This is a genomic window from Pseudomonas chlororaphis (assembly GCA_001023535.1).
Lineage (GTDB): Bacteria > Pseudomonadota > Gammaproteobacteria > Pseudomonadales > Pseudomonadaceae > Aquipseudomonas > Aquipseudomonas chlororaphis_E.
In genome coordinates this window covers 2,768,069-2,781,428 of sequence record CP011020.1, presented here as the reverse complement: position 1 = coordinate 2,781,428, position 13,360 = coordinate 2,768,069, and the positions used below count along the sequence as shown (strand labels likewise).

At 63.0% G+C, this 13,360-nt stretch carries 12 protein-coding genes; 9 read left to right on the top strand and 3 right to left on the bottom strand.

From position 1 onward, the window contains the following. Positions 1-26 precede the first annotated feature (26 nt). The 8 genes from VM99_12250 to VM99_12215 all read left to right on the top strand — a co-directional run bounded on the left by VM99_12250 (position 27) and on the right by VM99_12215 (position 8,232). Positions 27-1,028, top strand: coding sequence for a diguanylate cyclase (locus tag VM99_12250; GenBank protein AKJ98798.1), 1,002 nt, complete (start codon positions 27-29; stop codon positions 1,026-1,028). A gap of 495 nt (positions 1,029-1,523) precedes the next feature. Beyond that, positions 1,524-2,405: a peptide chain release factor 2 gene (locus tag VM99_12245; protein AKJ98797.1), complete on the top strand. Its 882-nt coding sequence runs from the start codon at positions 1,524-1,526 to the stop codon at positions 2,403-2,405. A gap of 110 nt (positions 2,406-2,515) precedes the next feature. Then, the gene (locus VM99_12240) at positions 2,516-4,018 is read left to right on the top strand and encodes a lysyl-tRNA synthetase (GenBank protein ID AKJ98796.1); all 1,503 of its coding nucleotides are present in this window, start codon (positions 2,516-2,518) and stop codon (positions 4,016-4,018) included. A gap of 101 nt (positions 4,019-4,119) precedes the next feature. Next, positions 4,120-4,836: a TetR family transcriptional regulator gene (locus tag VM99_12235; protein AKJ98795.1), complete on the top strand. Its 717-nt coding sequence runs from the start codon at positions 4,120-4,122 to the stop codon at positions 4,834-4,836. A gap of 146 nt (positions 4,837-4,982) precedes the next feature. Continuing rightward, complete coding sequence (locus VM99_12230) at positions 4,983-5,537, top strand: lipoprotein (protein ID AKJ98794.1); 555 nt, start codon at positions 4,983-4,985, stop codon at positions 5,535-5,537. A gap of 36 nt (positions 5,538-5,573) precedes the next feature. Then, positions 5,574-6,851, top strand: a complete 1,278-nt coding sequence (locus VM99_12225) for a membrane protein (GenBank protein AKJ98793.1) — start codon at positions 5,574-5,576, stop codon at positions 6,849-6,851. Between the two features lie 149 nt (positions 6,852-7,000). Next, positions 7,001-7,906, top strand: coding sequence for an alpha/beta hydrolase (locus VM99_12220; protein ID AKJ98792.1), 906 nt, complete (start codon positions 7,001-7,003; stop codon positions 7,904-7,906). Next, positions 7,903-8,232 (top strand): lipoprotein, encoded by a 330-nt coding sequence (locus VM99_12215; protein ID AKJ98791.1) that lies wholly within the window; start codon positions 7,903-7,905, stop codon positions 8,230-8,232. The genes VM99_12220 and VM99_12215 overlap by 4 nt, the downstream gene beginning before the upstream one ends. 191 nt (positions 8,233-8,423) lie before the next feature. Here the strand turns inward: VM99_12215 and VM99_12210 are convergent, their stop codons facing one another. From VM99_12210 to VM99_12200, 3 genes are all read right to left on the bottom strand, one after another. After that, the gene (locus VM99_12210) at positions 8,424-9,212 is read right to left on the bottom strand and encodes a membrane protein (GenBank protein ID AKK01739.1); all 789 of its coding nucleotides are present in this window, start codon (positions 9,210-9,212) and stop codon (positions 8,424-8,426) included. A 51-nt stretch (positions 9,213-9,263) separates the two neighbouring features. Continuing rightward, complete coding sequence (locus VM99_12205) at positions 9,264-9,677, bottom strand: chromosome partitioning protein ParA (GenBank protein AKJ98790.1); 414 nt, start codon at positions 9,675-9,677, stop codon at positions 9,264-9,266. 275 nt (positions 9,678-9,952) lie between these two features. Continuing rightward, the gene (locus VM99_12200; protein ID AKJ98789.1) at positions 9,953-10,297 is read right to left on the bottom strand and encodes a pilin assembly protein; all 345 of its coding nucleotides are present in this window, start codon (positions 10,295-10,297) and stop codon (positions 9,953-9,955) included. Between the two features lie 193 nt (positions 10,298-10,490). On the opposite strand from VM99_12200, the gene VM99_12195 reads away from it, so the two are divergent. Then, entirely contained in the window at positions 10,491-13,121 is a 2,631-nt protein-coding gene (locus tag VM99_12195; protein ID AKJ98788.1) for a phosphoenolpyruvate carboxylase, read from the top strand. Positions 13,122-13,360: the final 239 nt, after the last annotated feature.

Genomic DNA, 13,360 nt, shown 5'->3' with positions numbered 1-13,360 from the left:
CTCAGGCCGTATTCAGGTAAGCCCCCATGCATGATTTACAGCTCGACGAATTCAAGAGCGACGAGAACGCCGCGATGGTCCTGCTCGTCGACGACCAGGCGATGATCGGCGAGGCGGTGCGGCGCGGGCTATCGAATGAAGAAAACATCGACTTCCACTTCTGCTCGGACCCGCACCAGGCCATCGCCCATGCAATCCGCATCAAGCCGACGGTGATTCTCCAGGATCTGGTGATGCCCGGCCTCGATGGCCTGAGCCTGGTGCGCGAATACCGCAACCATCCGGCCACCCGCGATATCCCGATCATTGTCCTGTCCACCAAGGAAGACCCGCTGGTCAAGAGCGCGGCATTCGCCGCGGGGGCCAACGACTATCTGGTCAAGTTGCCCGACAACATCGAACTGGTGGCGCGCATCCGCTACCACTCGCGCTCCTACATGATGCTGTTGCAACGCGACGCGGCCTATCGCGCCCTGCGCATCAGCCAGCAGCAATTGCTCGACACCAACCTGGTGCTGCAACGGCTGATGAACTCCGACGGCCTGACCGGGCTGTCGAACCGGCGGCATTTCGACGAGTACCTGGAGCTGGAATGGCGCCGGGCGATGCGCGACCAGAGCCAGCTGTCGCTGCTGATGATCGATGTGGATTACTTCAAGTCCTACAACGATAACTTCGGCCACGTGGAGGGCGACGAAGCCCTGCGCAAGGTCGCCACGGCGATCCGCGATGCCTGCAGTCGCCCCTCCGACCTGCCGGCCCGCTACGGTGGCGAAGAATTCGCCCTGGTCCTGCCTGGCACTTCGCCTGGCGGCGCCCGGTTGATGGCCGAAAAGCTGCGCCAGAGCGTGGTCGCCCTGAACATCCCCCACAACACCCCCGACGGCGGCGCGAACCTGACCGTCAGCATCGGCGTCTCCACCGTCACTCCGCAGCAGGGCGGCGACAGCCGGCAACTGATCTCGGCGGCGGACAAGGGCCTGTACATGGCCAAGCACAATGGGCGCAACCGGGTGGGTATCGAATAACGCCCAAGGCAACAGGGGGATTTTTGTGGCGAGGGGATTTATCCCCGTCGGGCTGCGTAGCGGCCCTGTAAGAGCGACTAGCGGGTAAGTCAGGTGAGCCGACTTGGCTGCTTTGGGGCTGCTTCGCAACCCAGCGGGGATAAATCCCCTCGCCACAAGGGCCGGAGTCTGGCCCTTACTCTGAATCTCCTTCCTCCAAAGCCGCCAGGCGGGCTGCCGCTGGCGCGTGATTACGTTATACTCGCCGGCTTTCAAAAGTTCGCCAACGAGTGCTGCCCGCCATGGAAATCAACCCGATCCTGAACACCATCAAGGACCTGTCCGAGCGCTCCGAAACTATTCGGGGGTATCTTTGACTACGATCAAAAGCATGAGCGCCTGACCGAAGTCAATCGCGAGCTTGAAGATCCGAGTGTCTGGAACAAACCTGAATACGCCCAGGAACTGGGTCGCGAGCGTTCTGCGCTGGCGCAGATCGTCGAGACCCTGGACGAACTGGCCAGCGGCCTGAGCGATTGCCGCGACCTGCTGGACATGGCCGTCGAGGAAAACGACGAAGGCGCGGTCGGCGATGTCGTCGCCGAACTGGCCCGCCTGGAAGAATCCCTGGCCAAGCTGGAATTCCGCCGCATGTTCAGCGGCGAGATGGACATGAACAACGCCTACCTGGACATCCAGGCCGGTTCCGGCGGCACCGAAGCCCAGGACTGGGCCAACATCCTGCTGCGCATGTACCTGCGCTGGGCCGACAAGCGCGGTTTCGACGCGACGATCATGGAACTGTCGGCCGGCGAGGTCGCCGGGATCAAGGGCGCCACCGTGCACATCAAGGGTGAATACGCCTTTGGCTGGCTGCGCACCGAGATCGGCGTGCATCGCCTGGTGCGCAAGAGCCCGTTCGACTCCGGCAACCGTCGCCACACCTCGTTCTCGGCGGTGTTCGTGTCGCCCGAAATCGACGACAAGGTCGAGATCGAGATCAACCCGGCGGACCTGCGCATCGACACCTATCGCTCCTCGGGTGCCGGTGGCCAGCACGTCAACACCACCGACTCGGCCGTGCGGATTACCCACGTACCGACCAACACCGTGGTCAGCTGCCAGAACGAACGTTCCCAGCACGCCAACAAAGACACCGCGATGAAAATGCTCCGGGCCCGCCTGTACGAGCAGGAGATCCAGAAGCGCAACGCGGCGTCCCAGGCCCTGGAAGACAGCAAGTCGGACATCGGCTGGGGTCACCAGATCCGTTCGTACGTGCTCGATGCCTCGCGCATCAAGGACCTGCGCACCAACATCGAACGCAGCGACTGCGACAAGGTGCTCGACGGCGACATCGACGAATACCTGGAAGCGAGCCTCAAGCAAGGCCTGTAACGCGACACCCATGCGCCGGGCAGGCCCGCTCCCAAGAGAGGCGCGAGGCTTGCCCGCCCACTCCGGCCCGGCGCTGGAGGCAACGAACCTGTGATGGAAACCTTAAAGACATGAGCGACCTAGAACTCGACCCGCAAGCCCTGCAACAGGAAGAAAACGCCCTGATCGCCCTGCGCAAGGAAAAGCTGGCTGCCGAGCGCGCCAAGGGCCAGCCTTTCCCGAATGACTTCCGCCGCGACGCGTATTGCGACGTGCTGCAGAAGACATACGCGGACAAGACCAAGGAAGAACTGGCCGAGGCGGCGATTCCAGTCAAGGTGGCCGGTCGCATCATGCTCAACCGTGGGTCGTTCATGGTGATCCAGGACATGACCGGGCGCATCCAGGTCTACGTCAACCGCAAGACCCTGCCGGAAGAAACCCTGGCCGCCGTCAAGACCTGGGACCTGGGCGACATCATTGCCGCCGAAGGAACCCTGGCTCGCTCCGGCAAAGGCGACTTGTACGTTGAAATGACCCACGTGCGCCTGCTGACCAAGTCCCTGCGCCCGCTGCCGGACAAGCACCACGGCCTGACCGACACCGAACAGCGCTATCGCCAGCGCTACGTCGACCTGATCGTCAACGAAGAGGTGCGCCAGACGTTCCGCGTACGCTCGCAGGTCATCGCCCACATCCGCAGCTTCCTGATGAAGCGCGACTTCCTCGAAGTCGAGACGCCGATGTTGCAGACCATCCCTGGCGGTGCGGCGGCCAAGCCGTTCGAGACCCATCACAACGCCCTGGACATGGAAATGTTCCTGCGTATCGCCCCCGAGCTGTACCTCAAGCGCCTGGTGGTCGGTGGCTTCGAAAAAGTCTTCGAGATCAACCGCAACTTCCGTAACGAAGGCGTTTCGACCCGGCACAACCCCGAGTTCACCATGCTCGAGTTCTACCAGGCCTACGCCGACTACGAAGACAACATGGACCTGACCGAGGAACTGTTCCGCGAGCTGGCGCAGCTGGTGCTCGGCACCACCGACGTGCCGTACGGCGACAAGGTGTTCCACTTCGGCGAGCCGTTCGTGCGCCTGTCGGTGTTCGACTCGATCCTCAAGTACAACCCGGACATCAGCGCTGACGACCTGCGGGACATCGACAAGGCCCGTGCCATCGCCAAGAAAGCCGGTGCCAAGGTGCTCGGCTTCGAAGGCCTGGGCAAGCTGCAGGTGATGATTTTCGAAGAGCTGGTCGAGCACAAGCTCGAGCAGCCGCACTTCATCACCCAGTACCCGTTCGAAGTGTCGCCGCTGGCCCGTCGCAACGACGAAGACCCAAGCGTGACCGACCGCTTCGAGCTGTTCATCGGTGGCCGCGAAATCGCCAACGCCTACTCCGAGCTCAATGACGCGCAAGACCAGGCCGAGCGCTTCATGGCCCAGGTGGCCGACAAGGACGCCGGCGACGACGAAGCCATGCACTACGACGCTGACTTCGTGCGTGCCCTGGAGTACGGCATGCCGCCGACCGCCGGTGAAGGCATCGGCATCGATCGCCTGGTGATGTTGCTGACCAACTCGCCGTCGATCCGGGATGTCATCCTCTTCCCGCACATGCGGCCGCAAGCGTAAGGGTTTCAAATAAAAAGCCGCCTGGAAGGGCGGCTTTTTATTGCCTGTCTGGTACAAACGTATCAATTGGTTACTTTTGAAAGAGCGAGGAAAGACCTGTCGTGAATCGTGCAATGGCTTCAGAAGGTGCCGCGGGCGTCGCCACGGCTGTCGCTGAAAGTGTTCAGTACCAGGGCCGCAAGGCCAGCCGACAGGGCAGTGAGCAGCGGCGCCAGGAGATTCTCGACGCAGCTATGCGCATTGTGGTGCGCGATGGCGTGCGTGCGGTTCGCCACCGCGCCGTGGCCGCCGAGGCGGGCGTGCCGCTGTCGGCCACGACGTATTATTTCAAGGACATCGATGACCTGCTCACCGATACCTTCGCCCAGTACGTGGAACGCAGCGCGGCGTTCATGGCCAAGCTGTGGACCAGCAACGAAGGCCTCTTGCGTGAAATGGTCGCCTACGGTGACGGCAGCGCCGAGTCCCGCTCGCAGTTGGCGGACGACATTGCCCGGATGACCGCCGACTACGTGCAACACCAACTGGACAGCCGTCGCGAGTACCTGATGGCCGAGCAGGCGTTTCGCCAGGAAGCACTGCTCAACCCGCGCCTGGCGCAACTGGTGCGTTCCCACCAGCAGATCCTGCTGCACGGCACCTGTCAGTTTTTCCAGGTATTGGGCTCCCGCGAACCGCAACAGGATGCCAAAGTGTTGACGGCGATTATCGGACGGATGGAATATCAGGGCTTGCTCAATGGCGCCGAGCCGGTCGCCGGTGAAGATATGCTCGGTATCCTGACCCGCTACATGCACCTGGTATTGGCGTCGGTGTAACCCATCTTGGGGGGCACCATTGTCCTGTGGCGAGGGAGCTTGCTCCCGCTTGAGTGCGCAGCACTCACAAAATGGGGCCGCTGCGCAGCCCAGCGGGAGCAAGCTCCCTCGCCACAGGGACCGGGCGTCTACCATAGGGAGTTCCAATGAAAACCTGGCGTGCCGTTGTACTGGCCGTGTCGTTGCTGCTGCTAAGTGGCTGCCTGGTGTCGTTCAAGACGCCGCTGCCCGACGCCGAGGCGGCGCCCAAGGGCCTGCTCGGCCAGTGGACCAGCACCAATGCCTGGGGCGAGCCGCTGAACCTGGAACTGACGAAGGTCGGCAAGCACCGCTACCAGGCCATCAGCTACTTCAGGGCCAGGCCCCAGGAACGCGAAGCCATCCCGCTCACGGTCTCGCGCCATGGCAGCCGCTGGTACCTGTCGGCCAAGGTGCCGGCCCGTTATGGCGGTCATTTCGTGATCGCCGGCTTCGAACTCACCGACAAGCACGAGCTGGTGGTCTACAACCTGGACCTGGAGCAGGTCAACCAGGCCATCGACCAGAAGATTCTCAGCGGCCAGGTGAACCAGAGCGAGGCCGGTGACGGCGTGCTGGTGGACAGCGACATGGACAAGGTCTTCAGTTACCTCGACGATCCGGCCAATTCCGACGTGTTCTCGGAGGCCGTGCGCTACCAGCGGCAGGCCAGATCCCAATAATCGCAGCAGGCAGATGTCTTTTCACAGGAGTTACGGGTGGACGATTACCAGCAGACGATACGCACCTTGTCCGATCGCATTGTGCTGGCGCAAACGCCGATCCGCGTCCTCGATGCGGTGAAGTGGGACGAGAACATCCGCAAAGGGTTTCTCAAGGCCAAGGGCAAGGAAATGCCCGCCGTGGACCGCGACTATTACCTCAATCGACCGCTGTCCTTCGATTCCAGCAAGGTGAAGCTGGAGTTCCAGAACATCGAGCGCGACATCACCCGCCAGCTCGGGCAGTTCAACCCGGTGGGCCAGATCATGCGCCGCATGTGCAAGGAGTACCGCATGGTGGTGCGCATGCTCGAAGCCCGGGGCACCGAGGATTTCGGGCTGATTTCCCAGGAGCTCTACGGCGCGGCCTCCGACGCCTTCCACGCCGGCGACCCGACGCTGGCCGACCTGGGCCTGATGCTGTCCGACTACCTGAACAACATCGACGGCCGTGGCGACCTGAAGGACGAGCCGAAGATCCTCAGCGCCCAGGACGCCGTCAGCCTGCTGCAACACCGGCTCAACCGGGTGTTCGGCGAGGCCGAGGAAACCATCCGCGTGTTCGAGTCCGATGGGATCGTCGCCGACGCGGCGGCGGGCGCGGACTACATCAAGATCCGCACCGATGCGATGTTCAATGAGCGGGATGTGCGGGCGTTGGAGGTCCACGAAGGGCTGGTGCATGTCGGCACCACCCTCAACGGGCTGAACCAGCCGATCTGCACCTTCCTGTCCAAGGGCCCGCCCTCGTCGACGGTGACCCAGGAAGGCCTGGCGATCCTGATGGAGATCATCACCTTCGCTTCCTATCCGAGCCGGCTGCGCAAGCTCACCAACCGCACCCGCGCCATCCACATGGTGGAGGAGGGCGCCGACTTCCTGCAGGTCTTCGAATTCTTCCGCGAGCAGGGCTTTGAGATGGCGGAAAGCTACGGCAACGCCAGCCGAGTGTTCCGTGGCTCGGTGCCGACCGGCCTGCCATTCACCAAAGATTTGTCCTACCTCAAGGGCTTCATCATGGTTTACAACTACATTCAGCTGGCCGTGCGCAAAGGCAAGCTGGAGCAGGTGCCGCTGCTGTTCTGCGGCAAGACCACCCTGGAGGATATGCGCACCCTGCGGCAACTGGTGGACGAGGGCCTGGTCGTGCCGCCCAAGTACCTGCCCGAGCAGTTCCGCGACATGAATGCACTCTCGGCCTGGATGTGCTTTTCCAACTTCCTGAACCACCTGAGCCTGGATCGGATCGAAGCGGATTATTCCAATATCCTTTGAATACAACACCCAACCTCTGTGGGAGCGGGCTTGCTCGCGAAAGCGGTGTGTCAGTCGACAGGATCATTAGCTGACACATCGCCTTCGTGAGCGAGCCCGCTCCCACAGGAGGGTGTTCCAACTCTGATTTTTTTGCGAGGCTTCACCGGATGCGAACCCTCGGCATCTTTTGCCTGTTGCTGGCCCTGAGCGGTTGCAGCTCGCTGCTGTTCTACCCTGAGCGGGGCCTGCCGTTCACCCCGGAGCGGGCCAAGCTCGACTACCGCGACGTGACCCTGGTCACCGCCGACGGCCTCAAGCTGCGGGGCTGGTGGCTACCGGTCAAGCCGGGTGTCGAGGTCAAGGGCACGGTGCTGCATCTGCACGGCAACGGCGGCAACCTGGCCTGGCACTTGGGCGGGAGCTGGTGGCTGCCGGAGCAGGGCTACCAGGTGCTGATGGTCGACTACCGGGGGTATGGCGTGTCCGAGGGCGAGCCGAGCCTGCCAGCGATCTACCAGGACATCGACGCCGCGTTCCAATGGCTCGACCGTTCCGCCGATGTCCAAGGCAAGCCACTGGTGTTGCTCGGCCAGAGCCTGGGAGGCGCGTTGGCGGTGCGTTACCTGGTGGAGCATCCGCAGCGCCAGCGACAGCTCAAGGCGCTGGTGCTCGACGGCGTGCCGGCCAGCTATCGCGATGTCGGGCGGTTTGCCCTGAGCACCTCGTGGTTGACCTGGCCGTTCCAGGTGCCGTTGTCCTGGCTGGTGCCGGACGGTGACAGCGCGATCAGCTCGATGGCGCAATTGACCGGCGTGCCGAAACTGATCTATCACAGCCTGGACGACCCGATCGTGCCCCTTTCCAACGGCATCCGCCTGTACCAAGCTGCGCCGCCGCCCAGGGTCCTGCAATTGACCCGTGGCGGGCATGTACAGACATTCGCCGACCCGACCTGGCGAACCGTGATGTTGCGCTACCTCGACGACCCCACGCATTTCGACGGCCTGCGTCGCCTGGGCGAAGTGCCGAATTATCCGAAATCACCCGATCAATCCCCAGAGAGTCCGCAATGAGCGAAGAACGTAACGCCATCCCCCTGATCATCACCGGTATCTGCAGCATCCTCGGCACTGTCGCGGTGTTGTGGTACTACGGTTACCTGCACTTCGCCAAGCCCGAGGACGCGTTGCTGCTCAACGAATTCACCATGCTCAAGACCGTGCCGGGCGAAGACTACAAAGTCTCCCTGGAGCCCGCGCCCCAAGTGGCCCAATGCATCGACGGTGTGTTGGTGCTGTTTGACACCGAGCAGAAAGGCCTGACCGGTGTGCTGGTCAACGAAAAGAAACGCGCCGTGCGCTGCATGGGCCAGGAGACGCCGCAGAAGCTGCAGCCTTGAAATAATCCATGACTTCCAGTGATCTCCTGTGGGAGCGGGCTTGCTCGCGAACACCATGTGTCAGTCGATGCACAGGTCACTGACACACCGCTTTCGCGAGCAAGCCCGCTCCCTCATGTGGGGAAGTGTTCAGCAATGAAAAAGCCCCGCCTGACTGGGTCAGGCGGGGCTTTTTCATTGCCGTCAACCGATCAGTTGGCGCTCATGCTCGAACGCGGGGCGACGGGTTGGTTGTCGTTGGAGATGGTCACCTCCACGCGACGGTTCATGGCACGGCCCGAAACGCTGTTGTTGTCGGCGACCGGGAATTCCTTGCCATAACCCTGGGTCACGATGCGGGCCGGATCGACGCCCATTTTCACCAGGGCAGTGCGCACGGAGCTGGCACGGCGCTCGGACAGCGATTGGTTGTAGGAGTCCGAACCGGTGCTGTCGGTGTAGCCTTCGACGATCACCTTGCGGTCCGGGTTTTCCTGGAGGAACTGTGCCAGTTTGTTCACGTTGACCAGGCCGCTGGAGCGCAGGTCGGACTTGTTGGTGGCGAACAGCACGTCACCGAAAGTCACCAGCGTACCGCGTTCGGTCTGCTTGGCGTTCAGGCTGTCCTGCAGTTGCTTGATCTGCGCATTGCGGGCATCGAGCAGCGCACGGGCGCGTTCGTCACCGGCGTTTTTCAGCGCGGCCTCGGCGTTGCGCAGGGCGATGGTCTGCTTGGCCACTTCAACACGCTGGTTGGTCAGGTAGGCCAGTTGGTCGACCTTGGCTTCGTCTTCCCGGTCCAGGTAAGCCTTGTCGGCCTTGGCCAGGAAATCGGCTGCGTCCTTGGTTTCCAGGGCTGCCACCTTGGTCGCCGCTGGGTCAGCCTGCAGGCCGTTGTAGTTGGTGCGGGCCTGTTCCAGGTTCGCGTTCGGGTCATGGGAGCAAGCGGCCAGGGCTACGCAGGCAGCGAGCAGGGCGGGCATCATCAAGTGTTTGTGCATCATAGTCTGTCGTCCTTTTATCAATGAGAAGTACGTCGTGGCCTGAACCGATTACTGAATCTTGTTCATGCCTTCCTGACGCAGTTCCTGAACCCCTTTCTGGGAATCCTTGAGTGCTTGTTCCGCTTTGGCGGCCTGGGCCTTGCGCTCGGCGACGCGAGCATCCCATTCGGCCTGTTCGGCCAGACGCTTGGCTTCGTCGTATTTCTTGTCGTGCATGGCCAGTTCGGCTTGCTTGAGCTTGTCCTGGGCCGATTTCATTTCCACCGCGGCGAATTCGGTACCACCGGCCGTCACGGCGCTGTTGACCGCCGATTGGGTCACCGCGTACTGCTCCGAAGGTGGGTTGCCCGCGCAACCGGCCAGGATGAAGCTGCTACCGATGGCCAGGGCAGCCAGCTTGAGGCCGCGCAGGCCCGCGGATGAGGGTTTCGCAGTGCAGGTATTCATAGGCTTCAACTCCATTGGAAAACTCCTGAAAAAAACTACAAATCCATGCTGGGACCGAAACCGTGACGTCTGTTTAGGCGCGGAGGCCAGGGCGCGTTTATTAAAACGGCCGTTCCAGTATGGTTATTCGGTGTGACCCGAAGCTTTTTTCAAAAGTTCAGCGGAGGTGGCCATTCGCCAAAAGAATTGCTGACTGATTGGTCAATGGCAAAAAAGCTGAACTTTCAAGGCGTGCAGCGGTATTCCCGGCGCCAGTCATGGCGTCCGGGAGACCACGAGCGGGAAGGGAGTCAGTGTTTCGGCTTGTCGTTCTGCGAGGAAAGCTCATGCAGATGCCTACGCGACAAGGCGAGGAATCTCGGCGTCGGGCCGACGTCTTCGTACAGCGGGTCACCTTCTTCATCGGTGGCGACCACCTGCTGCCCCTTGACGTACGGGAAGCTCGCTTCGAGTTCTTCCAGCGCGGCCCCGATCAGTTCGCCCAGCAGTTCCTCGGGCTGGCGCTTGGGGTACATGTCACAGATTGCCGCCAGTCGTGCCGCGGCTTCGACGTCCAGGTGAATCGTGTAGCCGGTCTGGGTCAGGCGACCCTTGGCGTTTTCTTCCCAATGCTGGGCAAGCTCACGGATTTTCATGATGGCCTCAATAAGTCTGCTTATGGCAGGCGTGGTGAGTGGCAAGCCGTTGTGTGGCCTATTCATCAGACTAGCTTTGTCCTACAAGGTTTAAAGACCCTTCGTCGCTTGTCATAAACGACCGGCATCGGCACTCTCTATGGCAACGCGTCTACCCCGTTCGCTGTCCGGACCTTTTGCTGGAGAACTGCTGATGACCGATATCGATGCCCGCTTGCGCGAGGACGTCCACCTGCTCGGCGAGCTGCTGGGCAATACCATTCGCGAGCAGTACGGCGACACGTTCCTCGACAAGATCGAGCAGATCCGCAAGGGCGCCAAGGCCGATCGGCGCGGCTCGGCGGATGCCGAACTCAGTGCCAGCCTCAACGCGTTGAGCGAAGACGAGCTGCTGCCCGTGGCGCGGGCATTCAACCAGTTTCTCAACCTTGCCAACATCGCCGAGCAGTACCAGCTCATCCACCGCCGCGAAGAGTCGCAGCCGGCTCCCTTCGAGGCCCGGGTGTTGCCCGAGCTGCTCGCCCGGTTGCGGGCCGAGGGCCACGGCGCCGAGGCCCTGGCGCGGCAATTGGGACGGCTGGAGATCGAGCTGGTGCTGACGGCCCACCCCACGGAAGTGGCCCGGCGTACGCTGATCCAGAAATACGACGCCATCGCCGCGCAACTGGCGGCCCAGGACCACCGCGACCTGACCAGCGCCGAGCGGGCGCAGATTCATGAGCGCCTGCAACGCTTGATCGCCGAGGCCTGGCATACCGAGGAAATCCGTCGCACCCGCCCGACCCCCGTGGACGAGGCCAAGTGGGGCTTCGCGGTGATCGAGCATTCGCTGTGGCAGGCCATCCCCAATTACCTGCGCAAGGCCGATCAGGCCCTGCACGCGGCCACCGGGCTGCGCCTGCCGCTGGAGGCCGCGCCGATCCGTTTTGCTTCGTGGATGGGCGGCGACCGGGACGGCAACCCGAACGTCACGGCGGCGGTAACGCGCGAAGTGCTGTTGCTGGCGCGGTGGATGGCGGCGGACCTGTACTTGCGTGACGTCGATCACCTGGCCGCCGAGCTGTCCATGCAGAACGCCAGCGACGTCTTGCGTGCCCTGGCGGGTGACAGCGCCGAACCCTATCGCGCCGTGCTCAAGCAGTTGCGCGAGCGCCTGCGGGCCACCCGCAACTGGGCCCACGCGGCCTTGAAAGGTGCCACGCCAGCGTCCGCCGATGTGCTGCAGAGCAACCGCGAACTGCTGGACCCGCTGGAGCTGTGCTACCAGTCGCTGCATGAGTGCGGCATGGGCGTGATCGCCGACGGGCCGTTGCTCGATTGCCTGCGCCGGGCAGTCACCTTCGGCCTGTTCCTGGTGCGCCTGGACGTGCGCCAGGACTCGACCCGCCATTGCTCGGCCATGACTGAAATCACCGACTACCTGGGCCTGGGTCGCTACGAGGACTGGAACGAGGAACAGCGCATCAGTTTCCTGCTGGAAGAGCTGAACAACCGGCGCCCGCTGTTGCCTGCCCATTTCAAACCATCGGCTGACACGGCCGAAGTGTTGGCCACGTGCCGTGAAGTGGCGGCGGCACCTGCGGCGTCCCTGGGCTCCTACGTGATCTCCATGGCCGGCGCGGCTTCCGACGTGCTGGCGGTGCAACTGTTGTTGAAAGAGTCCGGCGTGCTGCGCCCGATGCGGGTGGTGCCGCTGTTCGAAACCCTGGCCGACCTGGACAACGCCGGGCCGGTGATCGAGCGGCTGCTGCGGTTGCCGGGCTATCGCTCTCGGCTGCAAGGCCCCCAGGAAGTGATGATCGGCTATTCCGACTCCGCCAAGGATGCCGGCACCACGGCGGCGGCGTGGGCACAGTACCGGGCCCAGGAGCGGCTGGTGGACATCTGTCGCGAGCAGCAGGTCGAACTGCTGTTGTTCCACGGTCGCGGCGGCACGGTCGGGCGTGGCGGCGGTCCGGCCCACGCGGCGATCCTGTCCCAGCCGCCGGGCTCGGTGGCCGGGCGTTTCCGCACCACCGAGCAGGGCGAAATGATTCGTTTCAAATTCGGTCTGCCGGACATCGCCGAGCAGAACCTCAACCTGTACCTCGCCGCCGTACTGGAAGCGACTCTGTTGCCGCCACCACCGCCGACCCCCGAGTGGCGGCACCTGATGGACGAACTGGCCGCCGACGGTGTCAACGCCTACCGCGCGGTGGTGCGGGAGAACCCGCAATTCGTCGAGTATTTCCGCCAGTCCACGCCCGAGCAGGAACTGGGTCGCCTGCCGTTGGGCAGTCGTCCGGCCAAGCGTCGGGCCGGCGGGATCGAAAGCCTGCGGGCGATCCCCTGGATCTTTGGCTGGACCCAGACCCGCCTGATGTTGCCGGCCTGGCTCGGTTGGGAAACCGCCCTGGGCAAGGCGCTGGAGCGGGGTGAAGGGCAATTGCTCGGCCAGATGCGCGAGCAGTGGCCATTCTTCCGTACCCGCATCGATATGCTGGAGATGGTGCTGGCCAAGGCCGACGCCGATATCGCGCGCTCCTACGACGAACGTCTGGTGGAACCTGAGTTGCTGCCATTGGGTGCGCATTTACGCGACCTATTGTCGCAGGCCTGTTCGGTGGTGCTGGGGTTGACCGGTCAGTCGCAGCTGCTGGCACATAGCCCAGACACGCTGGAATTCATCCGCTTGCGCAACACCTACCTCGACCCGCTGCACCTGTTGCAAGCCGAACTGCTGGCCCGCTCGCGGCAACCCGAGGTCGCCCAGGGCAGCCCCGTGGAACAGGCGTTGCTGGTGTCTGTGGCAGGGATTGCCGCCGGTTTGCGCAATACCGGCTAAGCTCCAGCAGCGCACCGAAACGGCCCGTCCGGGGTTCCCGGACGTCGGCCGCGGGGGGAGGGAAGAGGTCGACCAGGCGACAGTTTGTTGTTCGGTTGCGACTCTCGCCACCTCCGCCAAAGGTCGCATCAGGCGCCGGTTCCTCCGACTTTTGGCGGCTTGTGTGGGTCGGGCCTGCTGTGTATCTTGATCAGCCTTTGGCCGTTTGGGCGGTCACGATTCCAGATTTTCCGAGATTG